At 74.7% G+C, this 20,658-nt stretch carries 17 protein-coding genes and 3 tRNA genes; 5 read left to right on the top strand and 15 right to left on the bottom strand.

Annotated features, from left to right (window positions below; translation table 11 throughout):
* Window positions 1-78 precede the first annotated feature (78 nt).
* The 9 genes from OCU29_RS09545 to OCU29_RS09505 form a co-directional block, all read right to left on the bottom strand.
* Window positions 79-1,518 (bottom strand): hypothetical protein, encoded by a 1,440-nt coding sequence (locus OCU29_RS09545; RefSeq protein WP_261819713.1) that lies wholly within the window; start codon window positions 1,516-1,518, stop codon window positions 79-81.
* 17 nt (window positions 1,519-1,535) lie between these two features.
* The gene (locus OCU29_RS09540) at window positions 1,536-4,838 is read right to left on the bottom strand and encodes a response regulator (protein WP_261819712.1); all 3,303 of its coding nucleotides are present in this window, start codon (window positions 4,836-4,838) and stop codon (window positions 1,536-1,538) included.
* Window positions 4,839-4,946: 108 nt separating this feature from the next.
* Window positions 4,947-5,294: a hypothetical protein gene (locus OCU29_RS09535; RefSeq protein ID WP_261819711.1), complete on the bottom strand. Its 348-nt coding sequence runs from the start codon at window positions 5,292-5,294 to the stop codon at window positions 4,947-4,949.
* 79 nt (window positions 5,295-5,373) lie between these two features.
* Entirely contained in the window at window positions 5,374-5,577 is a 204-nt protein-coding gene (locus OCU29_RS09530) for a hypothetical protein (RefSeq protein ID WP_261819710.1), read from the bottom strand.
* A gap of 374 nt (window positions 5,578-5,951) precedes the next feature.
* Window positions 5,952-8,402, bottom strand: a complete 2,451-nt coding sequence (locus OCU29_RS09525) for a hypothetical protein (protein ID WP_261819709.1) — start codon at window positions 8,400-8,402, stop codon at window positions 5,952-5,954.
* Window positions 8,403-8,412: 10 nt separating this feature from the next.
* Window positions 8,413-9,276 (bottom strand): hypothetical protein, encoded by an 864-nt coding sequence (locus OCU29_RS09520; RefSeq protein WP_261819708.1) that lies wholly within the window; start codon window positions 9,274-9,276, stop codon window positions 8,413-8,415.
* 139 nt (window positions 9,277-9,415) lie between these two features.
* On the bottom strand, window positions 9,416-10,435 hold the full coding sequence (locus OCU29_RS09515) for a hemolysin family protein (protein WP_261819707.1): 1,020 nt from the start codon (window positions 10,433-10,435) through the stop codon (window positions 9,416-9,418).
* Entirely contained in the window at window positions 10,432-11,847 is a 1,416-nt protein-coding gene (locus tag OCU29_RS09510) for a hemolysin family protein (RefSeq protein WP_261819706.1), read from the bottom strand. The genes OCU29_RS09515 and OCU29_RS09510 overlap by 4 nt, the downstream gene beginning before the upstream one ends.
* A gap of 51 nt (window positions 11,848-11,898) precedes the next feature.
* Complete coding sequence (locus tag OCU29_RS09505) at window positions 11,899-12,693, bottom strand: hypothetical protein (RefSeq protein WP_261819705.1); 795 nt, start codon at window positions 12,691-12,693, stop codon at window positions 11,899-11,901.
* A gap of 140 nt (window positions 12,694-12,833) precedes the next feature.
* On the opposite strand from OCU29_RS09505, the gene OCU29_RS09500 reads away from it, so the two are divergent.
* Complete coding sequence (locus OCU29_RS09500) at window positions 12,834-14,297, top strand: HNH endonuclease signature motif containing protein (RefSeq protein ID WP_261819704.1); 1,464 nt, start codon at window positions 12,834-12,836, stop codon at window positions 14,295-14,297.
* A gap of 74 nt (window positions 14,298-14,371) precedes the next feature.
* Here OCU29_RS09500 and OCU29_RS09495 read toward each other — a convergent pair.
* Window positions 14,372-14,445: transfer RNA gene (locus tag OCU29_RS09495), tRNA-Phe, on the bottom strand.
* A 34-nt stretch (window positions 14,446-14,479) separates the two neighbouring features.
* Window positions 14,480-15,562 (bottom strand): LacI family DNA-binding transcriptional regulator, encoded by a 1,083-nt coding sequence (locus OCU29_RS09490; protein ID WP_261819703.1) that lies wholly within the window; start codon window positions 15,560-15,562, stop codon window positions 14,480-14,482.
* 132 nt (window positions 15,563-15,694) lie between these two features.
* On the opposite strand from OCU29_RS09490, the gene OCU29_RS09485 reads away from it, so the two are divergent.
* The 3 genes from OCU29_RS09485 to OCU29_RS09475 all read left to right on the top strand — a co-directional run bounded on the left by OCU29_RS09485 (window position 15,695) and on the right by OCU29_RS09475 (window position 16,417).
* Window positions 15,695-15,767: transfer RNA gene (locus OCU29_RS09485), tRNA-Glu, on the top strand.
* Window positions 15,768-15,897: 130 nt separating this feature from the next.
* Window positions 15,898-15,974 (top strand) — tRNA-Asp (locus OCU29_RS09480).
* Between the two features lie 68 nt (window positions 15,975-16,042).
* The gene (locus tag OCU29_RS09475; protein WP_179614497.1) at window positions 16,043-16,417 is read left to right on the top strand and encodes a metallopeptidase family protein; all 375 of its coding nucleotides are present in this window, start codon (window positions 16,043-16,045) and stop codon (window positions 16,415-16,417) included.
* Window positions 16,418-16,436: 19 nt separating this feature from the next.
* On the opposite strand, the gene OCU29_RS09470 is transcribed toward OCU29_RS09475, so the two are convergent.
* From OCU29_RS09470 to OCU29_RS09460, 3 genes are read right to left on the bottom strand one after another with little or no spacing between them, the layout of a single operon-like run.
* Window positions 16,437-16,769 carry a CrcB family protein gene (locus tag OCU29_RS09470; RefSeq protein WP_261819702.1) on the bottom strand — a complete coding sequence of 111 codons (333 nt, stop codon included), beginning with the start codon at window positions 16,767-16,769 and terminating at the stop codon, window positions 16,437-16,439.
* A complete protein-coding gene (locus tag OCU29_RS09465) occupies window positions 16,766-17,188 on the bottom strand; it encodes a CrcB family protein (protein WP_261819701.1) in 423 nt (140 codons plus the stop codon). Before OCU29_RS09465 ends, OCU29_RS09470 begins: the two co-directional genes overlap by 4 nt.
* Window positions 17,189-17,238: 50 nt before the next feature.
* Window positions 17,239-18,162: an ATP-binding protein gene (locus OCU29_RS09460; RefSeq protein WP_179614494.1), complete on the bottom strand. Its 924-nt coding sequence runs from the start codon at window positions 18,160-18,162 to the stop codon at window positions 17,239-17,241.
* Window positions 18,163-18,443: 281 nt separating this feature from the next.
* On the opposite strand from OCU29_RS09460, the gene OCU29_RS09455 reads away from it, so the two are divergent.
* A complete protein-coding gene (locus tag OCU29_RS09455; protein WP_179614493.1) occupies window positions 18,444-19,937 on the top strand; it encodes an NAD(P)/FAD-dependent oxidoreductase in 1,494 nt (497 codons plus the stop codon).
* A gap of 27 nt (window positions 19,938-19,964) precedes the next feature.
* Here the strand turns inward: OCU29_RS09455 and OCU29_RS09450 are convergent, their stop codons facing one another.
* Window positions 19,965-20,642 (bottom strand): PaaI family thioesterase, encoded by a 678-nt coding sequence (locus tag OCU29_RS09450; protein WP_261819700.1) that lies wholly within the window; start codon window positions 20,640-20,642, stop codon window positions 19,965-19,967.
* Between the last annotated feature and the right edge of the window lie 16 nt (window positions 20,643-20,658).

The following is a 20,658-nucleotide window of genomic DNA, read 5'->3' as shown; positions in this document are numbered from 1 at the left end:
CGCTCTCTGCTCGGGCCACAGGGGTGGTGTGGCGGTGGTGGTGAGGCCCGCAGGGGTGGCGCAGGTCTCACTCCCAGCCTACGACGAGACGCCGGGCCCGGTCGCTTCGGCGGCCGGCGCCCGCATGACGATGACGTCGCCGTGGCTGCCGTAGCCCACCACCCGGCCGCCGAGCCCGCGCCCGTTGAAGGTGACCATCAGCCACCCACCGTCGGGCAGCGGCGCGAGCGTGGGCCACGGGATGTTGGTCGGGTACGCCGCGTCGAGCGGCGCGCCGGCGGGTTGCAGGTCGAGGTCGAGCACGGGGTGCTGCTCGCGGTGGCGGCGCGGGTTGTCGCGCCCGTCGCTGGCCAGCACCCGCCACTGGTCGTCCCAGCGCACCAGGGTGGTGCCCTCGGTGGCGCACCGCGTCAGCGAGGCGGCGCGCAGGGACAGGTGGTCGAGGCCGGGGCCGGTGGCCAGCACGGGGTGGAAGTCGAAGAACCTCCGCGCGCTGACGTAGCCCACCAGCCAGGTCGGGCCGGCGCCGAGGTCGGTGCGCACCAGGTGGGGGTCCCACACGCCCACCGAGGCGAACCCCTCGACCGGCAGCGGCAGCGGCTGCGTGTCGAGGACGTGCCGCCCCCGCAGCAGGTCGGCGTCGGTGCGCGCCAGCGTCACCCCCACGCCCGCATCGTCGGCGTCCCGGTCGAAGTCGCCCCAGGTGCTGGTCGCCACCAGCCACCCGTCCCCGTCGCGCACGACGTGGGTGGCGTGGTCACCGAAGACCCCGGGCCGGTCGGGGCGGCGGAAGAACAGGTCGGCGCGGTGCTCGAGGCGGTGGTCGTCGAGCGCGAGGCGCCACACCGAGGTGTGGGCGGTGCCGAAGAACCCCGGGCCGGCGCTGGTCGCGCTGAGCCACAGCACCCGGCCCTCCTCCTGCGCCCCGTCGGCGTACGCCGTGCCGTCGGCGTGGGTGACCAGCCGCAGGTCGCGCAGCCCGAGCTGGCCGAAGCCGCCGGCACGCAGGCGGGCCACGTCGCCGGTGTGCTGCACCTCGACGCCGGCGAGCCAGGCCTCGTCACGGCACAGACCGGGCGGGACCCCTGCCGCCTCGCGCAGGTCGACGCGGGCGTGGCCGCGCCACCCGCTGCCGTCGTGGCCCAGCACCACGGCCTCGGTGCCGGTCAGGGTGAGGGCGAGCCGCTCCAGGCCGGGAGCGCGGGCCGAGCGCCGGCTGCGGTGCACCTGGGTGCCGGCGGGCGTGGTGACCTCGAGGGCGCAGACCCCGTCGGCCCAGGTCGCGGCCACCACCAGCGGGGCCAGGCCGAGGGCGAGGCGCACCGCGCCGGGGCCGCGCACGACCGCCTCCACCGCGGTGCTGGGCGCCACCTGGGGCAGCGGTCGCCGCGAGTGCGCGCCGGGGGAGGCGTCGTCGACCTGCACCGCGCCGGGCGCGACCAGGTCGACCGGGCGGTGCCGGGCGACCTCCTCGAACCGGCCCGGGGCCGTGGGGCCCGGGGGCGGCGTCGCAGGCACAGGCGCAGGCACAGGGGTCAGGACCGCACCACGCGCTGCAGCTCGTCGACGGCGCGGGCGACCTCCGCCTCGAGCTCGGCGAGCATCGGCTCGGCGTCGTCGGTGCGCCCGCCGTGGGCGTGCGCCTCGAGCGCGGCGGCCACGGCCGAGACCCGCGGTAGGCCCAGGTTGAGCGCGCTGCCCTTGACCAGGTGGGAGGCGGTGAAGGCGCGGTTGGCGTCGCCGGCGGCGACGGCGTCGCGGATCGCGGCGACCTGGTCGTCGATGCGCGAGGAGAACGAGAGCGCGGTGCGGTCGAAGAAGCTGACCCCGTCCTTGACGAGCTCGTCGAGGAGCCGGCGGCGGGCCTGGTCGACGACCGGCAGCCCGGGGTCGGTCACGGTCGCGGGGTCCCCGGGGTCCCCGGGGGCGCCGGGGTCCCCCGCGGGTGCGGAGGCGACAGCCGGCTCGTCGGCCGGGGGCTGCGGCCGGGTCCAGCGCCGCACCACCTCCTCGAGCGAGGTCGGGTCGACGGGCTTGGTCAGGAAGTCGTCCATCCCGACCTCGAGGCAGCGCTCCCGCTCGCCCTCCAGGGCCGAGGCGGTCATCGCGATGATGGGCACCCGGCGCCCGGTCGACTCCCGGGCCCGGACCACCTGGGTGGCCTCGAAGCCGTCCATCTCGGGCATCCGGCAGTCCATCAGCACCAGCGCGTAGTCGTGGTCGCCGCGCAGCGCCTCGACCGCGGCCAGTCCGTCGTCGGCGACGTCGACGTGCAGGCCCAGCGACTCCAGGAGCCCGGTGGCGACCAGCTGGTTGACGGGGTTGTCCTCCACGACCAGCACCGACAGGTCGAGCGAGGGCACCACGACGCGGCGCACGGAGTGCCGCACGGGCTCGCTGGTGCGGCCGGTGGCGGTGACCATGGCGTCGTGGAGCTCGGCGTGGCGCACCGGCTTGTTGAGGGTGGCGCTGATGCCGGCGGCGCGGGCGTCGCGGGGGCTGACCGCCTGGTCGGAGGTCAGCAGCAGCATCGTGAGGCCGGCGAGGTCGGTGTCGGCGTGGATCATGCGGGCCAGCTCGAGACCGTCGACGCGGGGGAGCACCAGGTCGAGCAGGGCGACGGTGAAGGGCTCGCCGGAGGCGTGCGCCTCGCGCAGCGCGGCGAGCGCCTCGGCGGGTGTCGAGACCGCCACCGGGCGCAGGTGCCAGGCTGCGAGCTGCTCGGTGAGGATGAAGCGGTTGGTCTCGTTGTCGTCGACCACCAGCACCCGCTCGTCGCGCAGCGGCTGGCTGCGCGGGGTGGTGCGTCGCGGGGCGACCGAGGTGTGCTCGAGCAGGGCGCTGAAGCTGAAGGTGCTGCCCCGGCCCGGTTCGCTGGCGACCTCGATGGCGCCGCCCATCGCCTCGACCAGCTGCTGGGAGATCGCCAGGCCCAGCCCGGTGCCGCCGTGGCGGCGGGTGGTGGACAGGTCGGCCTGGGTGAAGGCGTCGAAGAGCCCGGCCTGGGCGGCGGCCGGGATGCCGACACCGGTGTCGCTGACCTCGACGCGCAGCAGCACCCCGCCCTCGTCGCTGCGCTCGACGTGGGCGCGGATGGCCACCTCGCCGCTCTCGGTGAACTTCACCGCGTTGGAGCCGAGGTTGGTCACGACCTGGCCCAGCCGCGTCGGGTCGCCGCGCAGGAACTCGGGCACTTCGGGGTGGCAGCCCACCACCAGCTCGAGGCCCTTCTCGTGGGCGGGTCCGCTCAGCACGGCCGCGGTCTGCTCGAAGACGCTGCGCACGTCGAAGTTGACGTCCTCGAGCTCGAGCTTGCCCGACTCGATCTTCGAGAGGTCGAGGATGTCGTTGATGATCGCCAGCAGCGACAGCCCGGCGCTCTGCACGCCGGCCGCCAGCCGGTGCTGGTGGTCGTCGAGCTCGGTGCGCAGCAGCAGCTCGTTGAGCCCGATGACGCCGTTCATGGGGGTGCGGATCTCGTGGCTCATCGTGGCCAGGAACTCCGACTTCAGCCGGGAGGCCTCCATCGCCGCGTCCCGGGCGGCCAGCACCTCGGCGGCGTCGCGCTCGCGCAGGGCCACGAGCCCGAGCTGGTCGGCCACCTGCACGGCCAGGTGCCGGTCCTCCTGGTCGACGCCGGGGCCGGTGAGGGCCTGCAGGACCGCCACCACGTGCTCGCCCGCCGACACCGGCAGCGCGACGAGGCGCCGCGCGGACGGCCCCGGGGCGTCGTACGGCGCCGGCGCGGGCCCGTCGACGATGGTGCGGGTGCGGCGCGCACGCTCGGCGAGCGCCGGGTCGGGCTCGCACGCCGGGCGGATCAGCAGGTCGATGGAGCGCAGCGACTCCTCGCCGGGGACGGCGCGGAAGCCGGCGACGGGTCGCCAGGCGGTGTGCTCGACCAGGGCGGCGCCGGCCACCTCGACGGCCTCCTCGAGCGTGGTGGCGCTGTTGGCGGCCACGGCCAGCTCCTGCAGCAGGCGGATCCGCTCGGTCGCCTCGGCGGCCAGCTCCTGGGTGCGGTGCAGCTCGGTGACGTCGGCGCTGGTGCCGCTGAGGCGCAGCGGTGCGCCGGTGGCGGGGTCCCGGGTCACCCGGCCCCGGCCCAGGGTCCAGCGGACCTCGCCGTCGGGCCGCAGCACCCGCGACTCCAGCTCGAAGTCGCCCTCGCCCTCGAAGGTCTGCTGCACGGTGGCCTGGACCCGCTCGCGGTCGTCGGGGTGGGTGCGGTCGAGGAAGCCCTGGTAGGTCGCGACGTGGTCGGCCGGGTCGATGCCGTAGATGCGGTACAGCTGGTCGGACCAGGTCACGACGTCCTCGACGACGTCCCAGGACCAGCTGCCGAGCCCCGAGATCTCCTGGGCCTCGGCCAGCTGCCGCTCGCGCTCGGTGACCTCCTCGAGGCGCTCGCGCAGCAGCTCGTCGACCGGAGTGCTCGTCGGCTCCGCCGCCGCCGCCGCCGCCGGCGCCGGCGCCGGGGTGAGCCGGTGCAGCCAGCGGGTCGGGGCCGAGGGGTCACCGTCGCGGACGGGGGCGTAGCTCACGAGCACCGGCACGCGGCCCCCGTCGGCGCGCTGGAGCTCCATAGCGACGTTCTCGCGGCCGCGGCTGGCCCGGGCCAGCTGGGCGAGGTGGCCGCGCACGCGCTCGCGCGCCTCGGGCGCGAACGCCTCCGGTGCCGCCATGCCGGTCAGGTCGTCGTCGCGACCCAGGAGCTCGCCGAGGCGGGCGTTGGCCCACGCGGTGGTGCCGTCGGTCCCGAGCAGCCACAGCGCGTCGGTGCTGGCCTCGACGAGGGAGCGCCAGACCGTGGGCGGCAGGTCGGGCGAGTCAGCCACGTGTCCCCTCCCCGGATGGTCGTCGCTGTGCCGCGGGACATCGCGGCTCGGTGCCGGGTCCCAGGGTCCCACGTCGCGGCACCACCCGGGCGGGTTCGCCGGTGTCGGTCACGTCAGGGTGACGGCGAGCCCGACCAGGGTGGGCACGACGCCCAGCAGGAGCCACGGCGAGAGGACCGGCACGCGGTGGATCGCGCGGGCGAGCCCGACGGCGATCACCGCGAAGATGCCGGCGATGACCTCGAGGCCGACGACCGGCACCAGGTCGTCCTGGTCGATCACCCACGCCGCCAGCACCAGCCCCACGCTCAGGTGCAGGATCGTGGTGGTGACCAGCACCGACATCACCCACTGCTGCACCCGGCCCAGCGAGGCGTTGCTGGGCGGCGGCGGGGGGTTGTCGGGATCGATCAGGTGGCGGCGTCGCGGGCGCGTGGCGGGCTGCGGGGTCGTCATGGTGCTGCCATGCTCCCACGCCGGCCCGAGCCACCCCAGGGACCGAGGTCCCGACCCGGACGGCTCGGCCCCCGGCGGCTCAGCTCGACGGCTCAGGCACCTCGCAGTCGACCTTCGGGTTGGCCCCGACGTAGTTGAGCGGGCCGGCGAGCACGGTGACGGCGGTGGTGCCGGCGGTCGCGCAGCTGACCTCCTGGTCGTCGCCGAAGTAGCCGCGCTGCACGGCGGCGGCGACGCCGATGACGAGCCAGATGACGACGATGGCTCCGAGGATGCCTCGCATGGTGGTGCCTCCCTTCGCGCCGGCGGCGCTCCCTGGGAGGTTCTCGTCTCCGGGCCCCGGGCGCACCGCCCGTGCGGGTGAGGAGCGGCCCGTGGGGTCGCTGGGACGGGTGTGTCCGAAGGGGTGGGCCGCGTGGCGGCGTGACACTGGCAGGTTGGTGCCCCCACGATCAGGGGTAGGGGTCCGACCGGACGCCTGGCACCCCGTCACCAGGAGGAACCATGAACACTCGCACCATCGCCATCGCCGCCCTCGTCATCGCCCTCGTCATCCTGCTGTTCCTCGTGCTCTGAGCAGACGGGCCCCGTGGCACGGGCCCCCACCCTCCCGCCGGTACGCCGGCGGCGGGGGTGGGGGCCCGTCGCTGTGCGGGGTCAGGGCGTGGCGCTGCCCGACGGGCTGACCGAGCCGCTCGGCGAGGGTGTGCTCGACGGTGTGGGCGACGACGTGCCGGACGACGTGCTCGACGACGCGGCGGTGGGGCTCGGCGTGGTCGAGCCCGAGGGGCTGGTCGACGCGCTCGACGACGGGCTGCCGGACGGGGTCGTCGAGCCCGAGGGGCTCGCGCTGGTGCTCGCTCCGGGGGAGCCGCTCGGGCTGGCGCTGGTGCTCCCGCCGGGGGTGCCGCTGGGGCTCGCGCTGTCGCCGGGGCTGGGCGAGCCGGTGGCGCCACCGGGGGTCAGCGGCCCCTGCTCGGCCTCGATGACGGCGAGGATCTGCTGCTCGAAGTCGGTGAGCCGGGCCTGGATCTGGTCCAGCGGCACCGAGCCGATGTCCTGCCCGAAGGTGACCGCCTCCGCCCAGATCTCCTCGATGCGCGCGGTGGACTCCTCGCTGAGCGGCCCGTCGAGGGTGACGAAGAGCTGCACGGCCGCCGAGAACGTCAGGCAGCTGGTGCAGTCGTAGTTCACCGACACCGCGGTGTTCTGCGGCACGGCCACGTTCGCCTCGCCCACGACGAGCACCACCTGGAACGCGACCGCGACCGCGGCACACCGGTCGCAGCTGGCGGCCGCGAAGGCCTCGTTGGTGTTGGTCAGCGGCTGGTCCCCGTCTGCCCAGACCAGCGCGAAGGCCACGGAGTAGCCGGCCGTCCCGTCGGTGGTGTTGGTCGCCAGGGCCTGGTTGTCGCCGGCGTCGGGAGCCAGCGGCTCGTCGAAGGGGAAGATCCAGGTGCCGTCGTCGGCCTGCTCGACGTCACCCTGCTGGAGGTCGGTGGTCCCGGTCGCCGCGGCCTCCCCGGCCGCCGGGTCGGTGGCCCCGCCCCCGGCGGGGACCAGCACCGCGGCGAGCGTCGGGCGCTCACGGGTGGGTGCCTCGGCGCCGTCGGGCAGGTAGATGGTGCCGCTGCCACGGGCGCCGACCTCGTAGCCGGCGGGCGGGCGGGCGAGGCTCACCGCGTCGCCGAGGGTGCCGCCCTCCCAGGCCTGCACCGGACGGTAGCGGTCCTCCTGGGGCCACCACGCCAGCGCGAGCCCGGCGGCGAGCGCGAGCGCGAGGAGCACCGCCAGCGCGCGGCGTACGGGGCGGCCGTCGGTGCGTCGCCACGTCGCGGCGCCGACCTGGCGCACGACCCGGGTCAGCATGTAGCCGATGGCCAGCACCGGCAGCGCGACCACCACCATCGACACGGCGTGCCCGGCCGACTCGAGCAGGGTCGGGTCGCCGGTGGCGCCGCCGAGCACCATCCGGCGCTGCGCGTCGGCGGCGGCCAGGGCGGTGCCCACGATGCGGGGCAGGGTCAGCACGAGCAGCACCACGACGCCCAGCAGCACCGGCACCACCGTGAGCACCCAGACGGTGACCACCACGCGGGCCCAGGTCTTGAGGTCGCGCGCCTGCGGCTCGGTCTCGCGCCAGGGCACCAGGGCGCGCAGCGTGGGGCCGATGCGGGCGAAGAGGTCGGGCACGCCGGTCAGGTCGGCGAGCACGTGGTAGCCGTCGAAGCGCACCAGCGGCAGCAGCTGGCGCAGCATCTGGAGGATCTGGGTGGCCACGACCAGCAGCACCGCGTCGTAGCCGGTGGCCCACCACACGCCCATGGTGGCCACCACCACGATGGCGTTGAAGTAGAGCCCGCCCAGGTCGGTGCGCAGTCGCCCGACCCGGCCGAGGCGGTAGGAGTCGGTGACGTCGGTGTAGAAGGCGGGCCACACCAGGTAGAGGCCCGCACCCATCACCCCCGGGTCGGCGCCGCCCCGCCGCGCCGCCGCCGCGTGCCCGAACTCGTGGAAGCCGCCCGAGAGGATCGTGACGGCCAGGATGGCGAGCAGCAGGCCGGGCCGCGCGAAGGCCTCGTGGGTGGCCGAGGCCAGTCCCTTGACCACCAGGACCCACACCGTGATGGCGGCGAAGCCCAGCACCACCGGCACCACGAGCAGCGGGTGGAAGAGCCGGGCGAAGGGGGTGGTGAGGCGCCGGGTGCGCTCGGGGTCGGTGACCGCGACCTTGAGCCGCAGCGCCAGCAGCGGGTTGCTGCGGCGCACGACGGGCTCGCTGCCGTCGGCGCGCACCGCGAGACCGAGCTCGCGCAGCTTGTCGACGAGGGTGGCGACGTTGTCGGGGCTGACGGGGCGACCCGTGGTCTCCCGCACCGCCGCCGCGACCGCCTCGGGGTCGCGGCGACCGTCGAGCGCGGCCAGCACGGCGTACAGCAGCGCGGTGAGCTGGACGGTTTGGCCGTCGGAGCGCCGGGCGAGGGCCGGAGGGGTCCGGTAGCCGGACCCCTCCATCTCGCCGATCAGCTGCACCCCGTCGGCACGCCGCAGACCGGCCGCCGGGTCGGCGAGCGCGGTCTGCGGCGGCGGGTCGGTCTGCTGGGTCACCGGGTCTCCGTCAGGGCTGCGAGATGTCGGAGGTCTGGTCGGAGGTGGCCTCCGCCGAGCCCTCGATGTTCTGGTTGATGATCGCGTCCTGCTGGGCCAGGGCCACCGCGTCGCTGTCGACCGAGCCGACGTTGGCGGCCACGGCGGCGTCGATCGGCGCGGCCACGTTGGCGTTGGCAGCCACGGCGCCGTTGATCGGGGCCGCGAGGTTGGCGTCGGCGGCCAGGTCGACGTTGACGTCGAGCAGGTTGCCGTCGGCCAGGTCGCCCACCGAGGGAGCGCCGCTGGTCACGCCGCCCACGGCGCCGCCCGCGTCACCCACGGCGCCGCCCACGGTGTCGCCCACGGTGTCGTCGAGCCCGTCGGTCGCGCCGCCCGTGGCGCCGCCGGTGGCCCCGTCCACCGCGCCGGTCGCACCGTCGACGGCGCCGCCGATCGTGCCGGTCGTGCCGGTCGCGTCGGGTGCGGTCGGGGTGGTCGACTCCTGGCCGGTCGGGTCGCCCGCCGCGGTGGTCACCGGGTCGTTCGAGGCCGAGGCGTCGGGCGAGGCGCCCTGCTCGAGGGTGCTGTCCTGCGTGGCGTTGGCGATCGCGTCGGCCTCGACGTTCTGGTTGATGACCGCGCCCTGGTCGGCCATCGCCTGGGCGGTCGAGCCCTCCGAGAGCACGTTGGCGCCCACCGCGGCGTCGATCGGGGCCGCGACGTTGGCGTTGGCCGCGACACCGAGGTCGATGGGGGCCGCGGCGTCGATCGCGAGGTCGAGGTCGGCGTTGAGGTCGAGGATCGAGACGACCTCCTTGTCGGGGAGGGCGGTGCCGGTCTCGGCGGCCAGCTCCTCGTCGGACAGGCCCTGCGGCTCGCGGTGCTCGCTCATCTGGTGTCTCCTCAGGTCGGGTGCGGTGCACCGTCCTGTGCCCGCACCCGAGCCGGGTAAAACACCCGTGCACCGACCTGCTCGCCAAACCACCCGATCAGGTAGTCCTGACTCCCTAATGGGCTCCCTGCCGGGCTCCCTACTGCTCGACCTTCTCCGCGCGCGCGGTGGCCGGCATCAGCCGCGACAGCAGGTCGGCGATCGTCACGACGGCGGGACTCGCGCCCTCCCGCACGACCAGGGCGATCTGGGTGCCCTCCTCGCGCAGCGCCGAGAGCGCCTCCAGGACGGTCGTGCTCCCGTCGAGGCGGTGCAGGTCGCGCACGAACGGCTCGACCGCGTCCTGTCCGGACGCCGTCAGCGTGTCGCGCACGTGCACGACCCCGGTGGGGGCGTGCTGGTTGCCGACGAGGATGCGCAGGTGGCCGGTGCTCCGGGCGCGCTCGTGCACGTCGGCGACGCTGGCCCCGGCGTCGACCACGACCAGCTCCCGCTCGCCGATGACCTCGTCGACCGTCGCGCGGGAGGTCTCCAGGGCGCCGACGAGCTGCTCGGAGGAGCCGGCGTCGAGCTCGCCGGTCTCGGCGGAGTGGCGCACCAGCTCGCGCAGGTCGTCGGGGTCCTGCTCGATCGCCACCTCGGCGACCGGCTCGACCCCCATCCGCTGCACCAGCCGGTTGGCGGCGTCGTTGAGGACCGTCAGCACCGGCCGGAAGGCCCACATGAAGCCCCGCATCGGCAGCGCCAGCAGGGTCGCGGAGCGCTCGGGGTGGCTGATCGCCCACGACTTCGGGGCCATCTCGCCGACGACGAGGTGCAGGAAGGTGACCAGCAGCAGCGCCAGCGCGAACGACGCCGGTGCGGCGACGTACGCCGGCAGGCCGACCTGCTCGAGCACCGGCTCGAGCGCGTGGTCGACGGCGGGCTTGGTGACCGCGCCCAGGGCCAGGGTGCAGGCGGTGATGCCGAGCTGGCTGCCGGCGAGGAGCAGCGGCACCTCGGAGGCGCTGCGCAGCGCGGCGCGGGCCGAGCGGCTGTCGGTGGCCGCGGCCTCGAGGCGGGTGCGGCGGGCGGCGATGACCGAGAACTCGGTGGCGACGAAGAAGGCGCTCGCCGCGATGATCGCGATGGTGACGGGGATGGCGGCCAGACCGGTCATCGGGCGACCTCGCTCTCGGTCTCGGCGTGCTCGTCGGGGGCGCCCGGGTCCGTGGCGTGCAGGGCGACGGCCAGCTGGGTCGGGACGTGGCGGGCGACCTCGAGCACCTCGACCTCCAGGCGGCGCCGGGGCGGGTGGTCGTCGTGGGCCAGGTCGGCCGGGTCGTCGGGCAGGGGCACGACCACCTGCTCACCCACCCGGGGCAGCGCGCCGTGGGTCGCGATCACGAGTCCGCCGACGGTGACGTAGTCGCCCTCGGGCAGCACCACGCCGATCTCGCGCTCGACCTCGTCGAGGGGCGCGTCGCCGCGCACCGTCCAGCGCCCGTCGTCGCCGACCGGCACGAGGTGCGGCTCCTCGTCGACGTCGTGCTCGTCGGTGATCTCGCCGACGACCTCCTCGGCGAGGTCCTCGAGGGTCACCACGCCGACGAAGCCGCCGTACTCGTCGACGACGCAGGCCATCTGGTCGCCGGACTCGTCCATGGCAGCCAGCGCCCCGGGCAGCAGCATCAGGGTCGGCACGACGGTCGCGGGGCGCGCCACGTCGCTGACGGGGCGGTCCCCGCCGTCCCCGGTCCCGTGCAGGGACTCCAGGACGTCGACCAGGTGGACCACCCCCACCACGTCGCCCTCGTCGTCGAGCACGGGGTAGCGGGAGTGCCCGCCCTCCATCACGTCGCGCACCTCGGTGAGCGGGGTGTCGTGGGCCAGCACGTCGACCCGCGAGCGCGGCACCAGGGCGTGGCCCACGGGGCGCTGGGGGAAGTCGAGCATCCGGTCGAGCACCAGGCTCAGCTCGGGCGGCAGCTCGCCGGAGTCGCGGGAGACGCTGACGATGCGGCGCAGGTCGTGGAGGTTGGCGGAGTGCTCGACGTCGTGCACGGGCTCGATCCGCAGGACCTTGAGCAGCGCGTTGGAGGCGGCGTCGAAGACCCGGATCAGCCACCCGAAGGCGGCCATGTAGACGAGGGTCGAGCGGGAGAGGCGCTCGGCGACCGGGTAGGGCCGGGCGATGGCGAGGTTCTTGGGGAAGAGCTCGCCGAAGAGCATCTGCACGAAGGTGGAGCCGACCAGCACCAGGACGGTGCCGGCCAGGATGCCGGTGGCGGTCGGCACGCCCACGCCGCCCAGCACCTCGCCGATCGCCGTGCCCAGCACCGGCTCGGCGACGTAGCCGACCAGCAGACCGGTGACGGTGATGCCGAGCTGGGCGCCCGAGAGCATGAAGGAGGTGCGGTCGGTGATCCGCAGGGTTCGCTGGGCCGCCTTGTCGCCGCGCCCGGCCATGGCCTTCAGGCGCGACCGGTCGACGGCCATGTAGGCGAACTCCTGGGCCACGAAGTAGCCGTTGGCCGCGATGATGACCGCGATCAGCAGGCTGCCGGCGACCAGGGTGAGGGCGACGTCCATGCCTCCACTGTGGCAGCCTCACGGCTCACCGGGAGGGTGGGTCGGTCAGGGTCAGGCGGTGGCGACCGCTCGCCGGGCCCGCGCCGCGGCCGTCGCGAGCGCGACCAGCAGCGCCGCTCCGGCGACGACGGCCGTGACGAGCACCGCGGTGGTGTCGTCCCCGGCCGCCGTCACGGCGATGCCGAGCATCGCCCAGGCGCCGGCCAACGTGTAGGTGACCACCCCGCCGGTCAGCGCGGTGACCACGAGCAGGGTCACCGCGGCCAGCGCCAGCACGACGACCTGCCAGCCGACGTCACGCGCCGACAGCGGGCCGAGCTCGGCCAGGGCCGTGGAGACGTTGAGGAAGACCGCTGCGGTCACCCAGCCGGCGTACAGGCCGACCGCTGCGCGGCTGAGCAGCCGCAGCCACTCGGGCCCGCCCTGGGTGGCGACGGTGAGGACGGCGACGGTGGCGGCCACCGCCATCACGACCAGCACGGCGGCGGTGGCCAGGGTGCTGTCGACGCCCGCGACCGCGATCCACACCGCCCCGCCGACGTACAGCACCAGCTGGGAGACCTGGAGGCGCCGGGAGGTGTGCTCGGCCCCGGCGGCGAGCACCCCGACCGCCTGGGCGATCGCCAGGGCGTAGATGACGCCCCAGATCGAGAAGGCCCACCCGGCGGGGGTGATCAGCAGCTCCGGCCCCGAACCGGCGTCGGGGGAGGAGCCGGGCCCGTTGAGGGTGATCGCCGGCGCCACGACCTCGAGGACGGAGGCCGCCAGCACCGCCCAGGCCAACGGCCGGGTCCCCGGCGTGCGTGCGGTGGTCGGGGCGAGGGGGTGCTGCGCTGTGCCGGTCATGGTCTGACGGTAGGTGGCATCAAGCACTTGTCTCACCACCCGTTCGGTGGGGCTCGGCGTCGCGCAGGCCGTGCCCGGGAGGGCAGAAAACTTCGAACAAGTGTTCGACAAGCGGGCTTCGGCGTGGGAGAATGGTGGGCATGAGGCTGCTCCAGCACCCCACCAGCGCCCGGGCCCCCGGCCCGGGTGCTGGGGTGCCCGCCAGCCTCTCCCCTGCGCCTGAGGCGGGGCCTGTCGCGACGGCGGTCGCGACCGCGCGTGCGGCGATGGCCGCGGCACGCGACGGGGACCTGCGACGGCAGCCGGTCGAGGACCTCGCCGTGCTGGTCCAAGCGCTCTCGGCGCTCGAGGCGGAGGCGTCCGCGCTGCTGGGTGAGGTGCTCGGGGAGGCCGAACGACGCCAGGTCGCCGATGCCGAGGCCGCCACCGGCACCGACGCGTGGGCCGCCGCCCTGACCGGCCAGTCCCGTGAGGTCCTCGCCGGTGGCGCGCGGGTCGCGGAGCTGCTCCGCAGCAAGTACCACCACGCCCGTCAGGCGTACGCGACCGGGGCGATCACCACCCGCCAGGTCCGCATCATCGTCGCCGCCGCCGAACAAGCACCCCTCGAGACCACCCCCGAGCAGCTCGCCGCCGCCGAGGAGGTGCTGGTGAACAAGGCCACCGGCATCGGCACCCGCACCGGGCGCCCGATGAACCCCAAACGGCTCCGCCAAGCCGCCCGGCGGATGCTCGACGTCGTCGACCGCGACCTCGCCGACCAGCACGAAGCGATCATGCTCGGCCGCGAGTCACGGCGAGCCAAGCACGAGACCTACCTCGCGCTGCACGACAACGGCGACGGCACCTACTCCGGCAAGTTCACCATCCCCGAGCTCCACGGCTCCCTGCTCCGCACCGCCCTCGAGACCCTCTCCGCTCCCCGTCGCCTCAACAAAGCCAAAACCGGGCCCGAGGGAGAACAGGTCTCCGGCTACGACGAGTCCGCCCCCACCGGGCCGGACCACGGCCTGTCCGGCTGGGAGATCGCGGGCAACGCCCTGTGCGAGCTCATCGAGCACCTGCCCACCGACGGCTGGAACGGCGCCAACGCCCTCACGCTCCTGGTCACCATGACCGCCGAAGACCTGGCTCGTGACCTCGCCGCCACCGGTGACCTCGACCCGGCCACCTGGCCCGACTGGCACGGCCCCCACGAGACCGGCACCGCCCGCCTCGACACCGGCATCCGCACCGCCGCCGGGGACCTGCGCCGCCTGGCCTGCGAAGCGGGACTCGTCCCCGCCGTCCTCGGCGCCCCGCCCGGCACCAACGACTCAGTCCCGCTCGACCTCGGCCGCACCCGACGACTCCACACCCACCACCAACGAAAAGCGCTGTTCCTGCTCTACGACACCTGCGCCATCGGCACCTGCGAGAGACCCTTCGCCTGGACCGAGACCCACCACCTCACTCCTTGGGCCCACCACGGCGACACCGACCTGGACGACGCACTCCCCCTCTGCACCTGGCACCACCACCGAGCCCACGACCCCAGGTGGCACCTCACCCAGCACCCACTCCGAGGCTGGGAGCTGAAGGCACGCCGCAGCGCCCTGGTCTGAGCCGAGACGCAGAAGGCCCCCGCCGGTGAACCGGCGGGGGCCTCGTGCTGCAGGTCAGAGCCCTGCGGTGCTCGTGGGCAGGGGCGGGGTCGAACCGCCGACCTTCCACTTTTCAGGCGGACGCTCGTACCAACTGAGCTACCTGCCCGAGCGCGGTCACCTTACCGCAGCGCCGCGGGACGTCACGAATCGGCCTGCGCGCGAGCCGGGCGCACCTGCGCGGGTGGGGGCGCGGTGCTGTCGCGCACCACCAGCGAGGTCGCCATCACCGTGCGCGGGGCGGTGCTCGTCGAGGCCGCGCTCGTCGAGGCCGGGCTGGTCGAGCCGTCGGCGGCGCGGGCGGCGGTCACCTCGAGCAGCCTGGTGACCGCGAGCCGGCCCTTCTCGGTGACGTCCTGGGCGACCGTCGTGAGGGCGGGGCTCAGCGAGGCGGCCAGCGGCCCGTCGTCGAAGCCGACCACCGACACGTCGTCGGGCACCCGCAGACCCAGCGACTCGGCCGCCCGCAGCGCCTGCGCGGCGTACGCGTCGGAGTAGCAGAGGACCGCCGTGGGCCGGTCCGGGCTGCTGAGCAGGCGCACGGCAGCGGCGTAGGCCGCCTCGGGCGGCCGGAAGGGGGCGACCTCCTCGACCAACTCGACCTCGGTGGTGGCGAAGGCCTGGGCCCAGCCCCGGGCGCGCTCGAGGGAGGGTGGGCTGGCCGGGTCGAGGTTCAGGGTGCCGATGCGCCGGTGACCCAGGTCGAGCAGGTGCTGCGCGGCGGCTCGGGCCCCGGCCAGGTCGTCCACGTTGATGCTGGGCACCCCGGGCAGCGGGTCCTGGTCGATCGTCACCAGCGGCAGCTCGCGTTTGCGCAGCCACTCGACGTCGGGGGAGCCCGGTTCGCTGACGTAGACCAGCGCGCCGTCCATCGGCACGTCCCGGGCGGGGACCACGTCGCTGCCGACGCCGGCCACGATCAGCGTCAGGGCGAGCCCGTGGTCGGAGAGGGCGTCGGCGACCGCCACCAGGAACTGGGTGCCGACCGCGTCGCGCACGTTGTCGCCGAGCCGCCCGGTCACCAGCAGGCCCACGGTGCCGGTGCGGCCCCGGGCCAGTGCCCTCGCCGCCGGGTCGGGCCCGGCGTAGCCCTGCTTCTCGGCCACGGCCAGGATGCGGGTGCGCAGGTCGGCGCTGAGCTTCTCGGGGCGCGAGAAGGCGTTGGAGATCGTCATCCGGCTGACGCCGACCTCGTCGGCGATCGACTGGAGGGTGGCCCTGCCCATCGCTGACCCTCTCCTCGTCGTCGGTGCCGCACGTGCCTGCCGGTGGTGGCACCCAGCCTGCCAGCCGCCCCCACCGGTCGCGAGCCGACGCACGCGGGCGTCCGCGGCTCACGTTATGATCTGGCGCGTCCTGCCCCCATCGTCTAGCGGCCCAGGACCCCGCCCTTTCACGGCGGTAGCACGGGTTCGAATCCCGTTGGGGGTGCTGCTCGGCCCGTGCCGGACCCCCTCGTGGGGGGCGGCGCGAGCGCGATCCGGCCTCGAATTGGGTCCGGTCGCGGTCGTGGGTTAGAGTTCCGACGCTTCGCCGGTGAGGTTTGACCGGCACTAGCGATGGCCCCGTAGCGCAGTTGGTTAGCGCGCCGCCCTGTCACGGCGGAGGCCGCGGGTTCGAGTCCCGTCGGGGTCGCCAGCACGAAGCAGAGGAGCTCCGGACCGTCACGGTTCGGAGCTCTTCTGCATCTCGGGCACGATGGGGTCGTGCCCCTGGACCCGCTCGACCCGCTCGTCACCGACCCCGCGCGCTTCGACGCCCTGGTCGAGACGGCGCTCGACGAGATCCCCGAGGAGCTCGCCACGCTGGTGCGCAACCTGGTGGTGCTCGTCGAGGAGGAGCCGCCGCCCGAGGAGCCCGACGACCTGCTCGGCCTCTACGACGGGGTCGCGCTGACCCACCGCGACTCGTGGGGGCCCGCCGGGCTGCCCGACCGCATCTTCCTCTTCCGCGGTCCGCTGCTCGACTTCTGCGACACCCCCGAGCAGCTGGCCCACGAGGTGCGGGTCACCGTCGTCCACGAGGTCGCGCACCACTTCGGCATCGACGACGCCCGGCTGCACGACCTCGGCTACGCCTGAGGCCCCGCAGCCGCCGCCCTCACACCTGGGCGCCGACGACGAAGCCGAGCGCGCACAGGGCCAGCGAGCCGCCCAGCGTCACCATGACGTACGTCGCCGCGCGGCGCCCGCGGTCGTGGGCCTGCACCGCGAACGACGAGTAGGTGGTCAGCGCGCCGCAGAAGCCGGTGCCCAGCAGGGCCAGGGCGTGCCCGCGCAGCGCCAGGCCCACCAGCACCCCGAGCAGCAGCGACCCGGCCAGGTTCGCCAGCAGGGTGCCGCGCGGGAACCTCGCGGAGTCCAGGCGCACCCCCAGCCACCACCGCAGCGCCGCGCCCCCGGCGCCGCCCAGGGCCACCAGCAGCGGCGTCACCGCGCGGGCCCCGGCTCGACCCGGACCGGCGGCCAGCGCCGTCGCGCCAGCGCCGCGGCCCCCAGCGACGCCGCCAGCGTCAGCGCGACCAGCGCGGCGGCGCTGACCACCCGCCCCGCGTCGAGCAGCGAGCGGGTCTGCTCCGAGGCGGCGGACAGCGTGGTGAACCCGCCGAGCAGACCGGGGCCGAGGCCCACCAGCAGCAGCGGCCGGCGGCGTACGGCGGGCAGGGCCGGCAGGGCGGCGAGGGCGAACGACCCGGTGACGTTGACGACCAGCGTCGCCGCCACGAGCCAGTCGCCGCTCGGCACGCTCGCCCCGACCGACCAGCGCAGCACTGCGCCGACCGCACCGCCGAGGGCCACGGCGGCGAGCGCCGGGGCACCCGAGGCCGGGCCGGGCGGGGGGTGCGGGCTCACGCGCCGACCCTAGTGGCCGGTCGCGGGGCCGTCAGGCCGGTGGTGCCGCCTCAGCAGACGCCGCTGTGCCGGTCGGCGCCGACCCAGCGGGTGGGCTCGTCGCCCCGGGCCTGGCGGACGAACTCGCCGAGGTACCACTGCTGGAAGCGTCGCTGCTCCTCGGAGCGCGCCAGGGAGAGCAGGCGCTGCTCGCGGCAGAACTGGTCGGCCATGTCGAGCAGCTCGACGAACTTCTGCGTGGTGTCCGCGCTCGAGCGGGACACCACGACCTCGACGTCGGTGGTGCTCTCGCCCCGCTGCTCGGCCACCGCGATCTCCTCGGTGCCCACGGCCTGGCGCAGCTCGCGGTCGATGTCGCCGAAGAGGTCGGAGAGGTCCTTGGCGATCGGGTAGTCGGACTCGTGGGCCAGGGCCAGCAGCCGCACCTCGCGCCGCAGCTCGCTGAAGTGCCGCTCGAAGGCCTGGTAGAGCTCGACGGGGACGCCGGGGACGTGCACGGTGACGGGGTCGGCGGGCGCGGCGCCGGGCACCTCGTCGAGGCCGGTGATGACGCCCTGCACGCCGTCGTCGGTGGCGAACTGCGCAGCGGGGGCGAACCAGACCACCTTGCCGTCGGCCTCGATCTCGGCGCCCCAGGCGTCGGAGGAGCGGGCCACGATGCTCAGGCCCCGCCCGAAGGTCAGCAGCAGGTCGTCCTCGTCGCCGGGCTCGGCGGGGGTGGGCAGCACCGGCCGCTCGCGCGAGGCGTCGCGCACCTCGACCCGGGGGTGCTCCCGGGTGCCGCGCACGCGCACCCGGATCGGGCCCTCACCGTGCAGGAGCGCGTTGGTCACCAGCTCGGAGACGCCCAGCTCGGCGCACTCGGCGAGCTCGGGCCGGTCGATGTCGCGGCAGGTGTCGACGACCCAGCGCCTCGCGTCCTGGACGCTGCGAGGTCCTGCGCCCAGCAAGAGGGCGGGCCGGTTCAGCGGCACTGGCGAACTCCCACGGTGGACATCAGGACGGGCGGCATCAACTGCACTGGTGCCCGCATACCCCGGCGGGCTCGGGGGCAAACCGCGGGTCGTCGAATTTTCACCCGTCGTGACGGTGTGACGGACCATACGGATGGTGGGCGCCCGCCCCGAGGTTGAGACAGTGGTGGCCGGGGCATCGGCGACAATGGGTGCCCGAGGCACCCGTGCCGGCACCGATCCGCCGACCACGACGTACGACCACCCGGGGCGCCGGCCCCGGACACGAGAGGTGAGCACCCATGACCGCGACCCAGGACGCCACGCCCGAGGCCGCCCGACGCCACCGGGTGGTGGTCATCGGCTCCGGCTTCGGCGGGCTCTTCGGCACCAAGCACCTGCGGCGCTCCGACGTCGAGGTGACGATGATCGCCAAGACGACCCACCACCTCTTCCAGCCCCTGCTCTACCAGGTGGCGACCGGCATCCTCTCCGAGGGCGAGATCGCGCCCCCGACCCGCGAGGTGCTCAGCGGCCAGGACAACGCGACCGTGCTGCTCGGCGAGGTCACCGACATCGACCTGGAGGAGCGCCGCGTCAGCTTCCACGTGCTGGGGCGCGAGACCGTCGCCGAGTACGACTCGCTGATCGTCGCCGCCGGCGCGGGCCAGTCCTACTTCGGCAACGACCACTTCGCCGAGTTCGCTCCCGGCATGAAGAGCATCGACGACGCCCTCGAGCTGCGCGGCCGCATCTTCGGCGCCTTCGAGATGGCCGAGCTGGCCGCCCGCCGCGGCGAGGAGGTCGACCACCTGCTCACCTTCGTCGTCGTCGGCGCCGGGCCCACCGGCGTCGAGATGGCCGGGCAGATCGCCGAGCTCGCGCACCGCACCCTGCGCCGCGACTTCCGCCACATCAACACCCGCCAGGCCCGCGTGCTGCTCGTCGACGCGGCGCCCCAGGTGCTGCCGCCCTTCGGCGCCAAGCTGGGCGAGAAGACCAAGAAGGAGCTCGAGGACCTCGGCGTCGAGGTGATGCTCGGCGCCATGGTCACCGACGTCGACGAGCGCGGCCTCGAGATGTCGTACAAGGACGGGCGCACCGTCCGGGTCGAGGCGATCACCAAGATCTGGGCCGCCGGCGTGCAGGGCAGCCCGCTGGGCAAGACCCTCTCCGAGCAGACCGGGGCGCCCCTCGACCGGGCCGGACGCATCAGCGTCAACCCCGACCTGACCCTGCCCGGGCACCCCGAGGTGTTCGTCGTCGGCGACATGATCGCCCTCGACAACCTGCCCGGCGTGGCCCAGGTGGCCATCCAGGGCGCCAAGTACGCCGCCAAGGAGATCGACGGACGGCTCAAGGGCAAGCCCGCGCAGAAGCCCTTCAAGTACTTCGACAAGGGTTCGATGGCGACCATCAGCCGCTTCCGCGCGGTGGCGATGGTCGGCAAGCTGCGCCTGACCGGCTTCATCGCCTGGCTGATGTGGCTGGCGGTGCACCTCTTCTACATCACCGGCTTCAAGAACCGCGTCACGGCGGTGCTGCACTGGTTCGTCTCCTTCCTGGGTCGTGGGCGCTCCGAGCGCACCGCCACCGAGCAGCAGATCTTCGGGCGCAGCGCGCTCGCTCGGCTGCAACGCGGGGCCAGCGACCTGGTCTCCGAGCCGGGTGAGTACGACGACCTGCGCCGCAGCGCCGACTCCCAGCGGCGCGAGGAGCTGGAGGCCCAGGCCGCCGAGGAGGCCCGCCTCACCGACGCCGGAGAGCGCGGCACCAAGGTCGGCGACCGCGCCTGACCCCCTTCGTCGGTCGAGCAGGCGCGGTCACTCGAAGTAGCGCGGGGTCTGCTGGTCCGAGGCGTCCTGCTCGGCCAGGGCACGGCGGGCCCACCGCGGCAGGATGAAGACGCCCTCGGCCTCGACCGTGACGCCCTCGGGGCCCAGGATGTGCCCGCGCGCCCAGGTCTTGATCCCCTCGCTCCGCTCGATCCACGCCTCGGCGCGCAACGGGCCGAGCGGGGTGCCCTGGCGGTAGACGAGCGTCAGCGTGCCGGTCATCCCGGGCCGCCGTCCGGCTCCCGCGGCCTGGCCCAGCACCTGGTCGAGGATGAGCGCGGCGACGCCGCCGTGCACCAGCGTGGGCGGCCCCTCGTAGGCGGCGCCGAGGTGGAAGTCCGACCACACCCGGCCGCTGTCGCCCTCCTGCTCGACCACGAGCGGGGGCGCGACCGCGTTGCGCAGCCCCACCACGGCGTTGCCCCAGGCCCGGCCCTGTCCTCCCTCGCCCATGCGCACCCCGTAGGCCCCGTCGATCTGGCGGGCCCGCAGGCGGGCGGTGAGCGCCTCGACCTCCGCCTGGACCGCACGGACCTCGTCGTCGTCGACCTCGGTGCGGATGCCCGCGTCGACGAGTCCGCGCAGGGCGTCGGTGAACGGTCCGTAGAGAGCGCGCTGGCGCTCGCGCTCCTCGGTTGAGACGTCGTCCTTCGTGTATCCGACCACGAGGTCAGACTAGAAC

The organism is Nocardioides sp. OK12, assembly GCF_024341885.1.
Taxonomy (GTDB): domain Bacteria; phylum Actinomycetota; class Actinomycetes; order Propionibacteriales; family Nocardioidaceae; genus Nocardioides; species Nocardioides marinisabuli.
The sequence above is the reverse complement of the archived record's forward strand: the minus strand, read 5'-3'. Positions and strand labels throughout refer to the sequence as shown.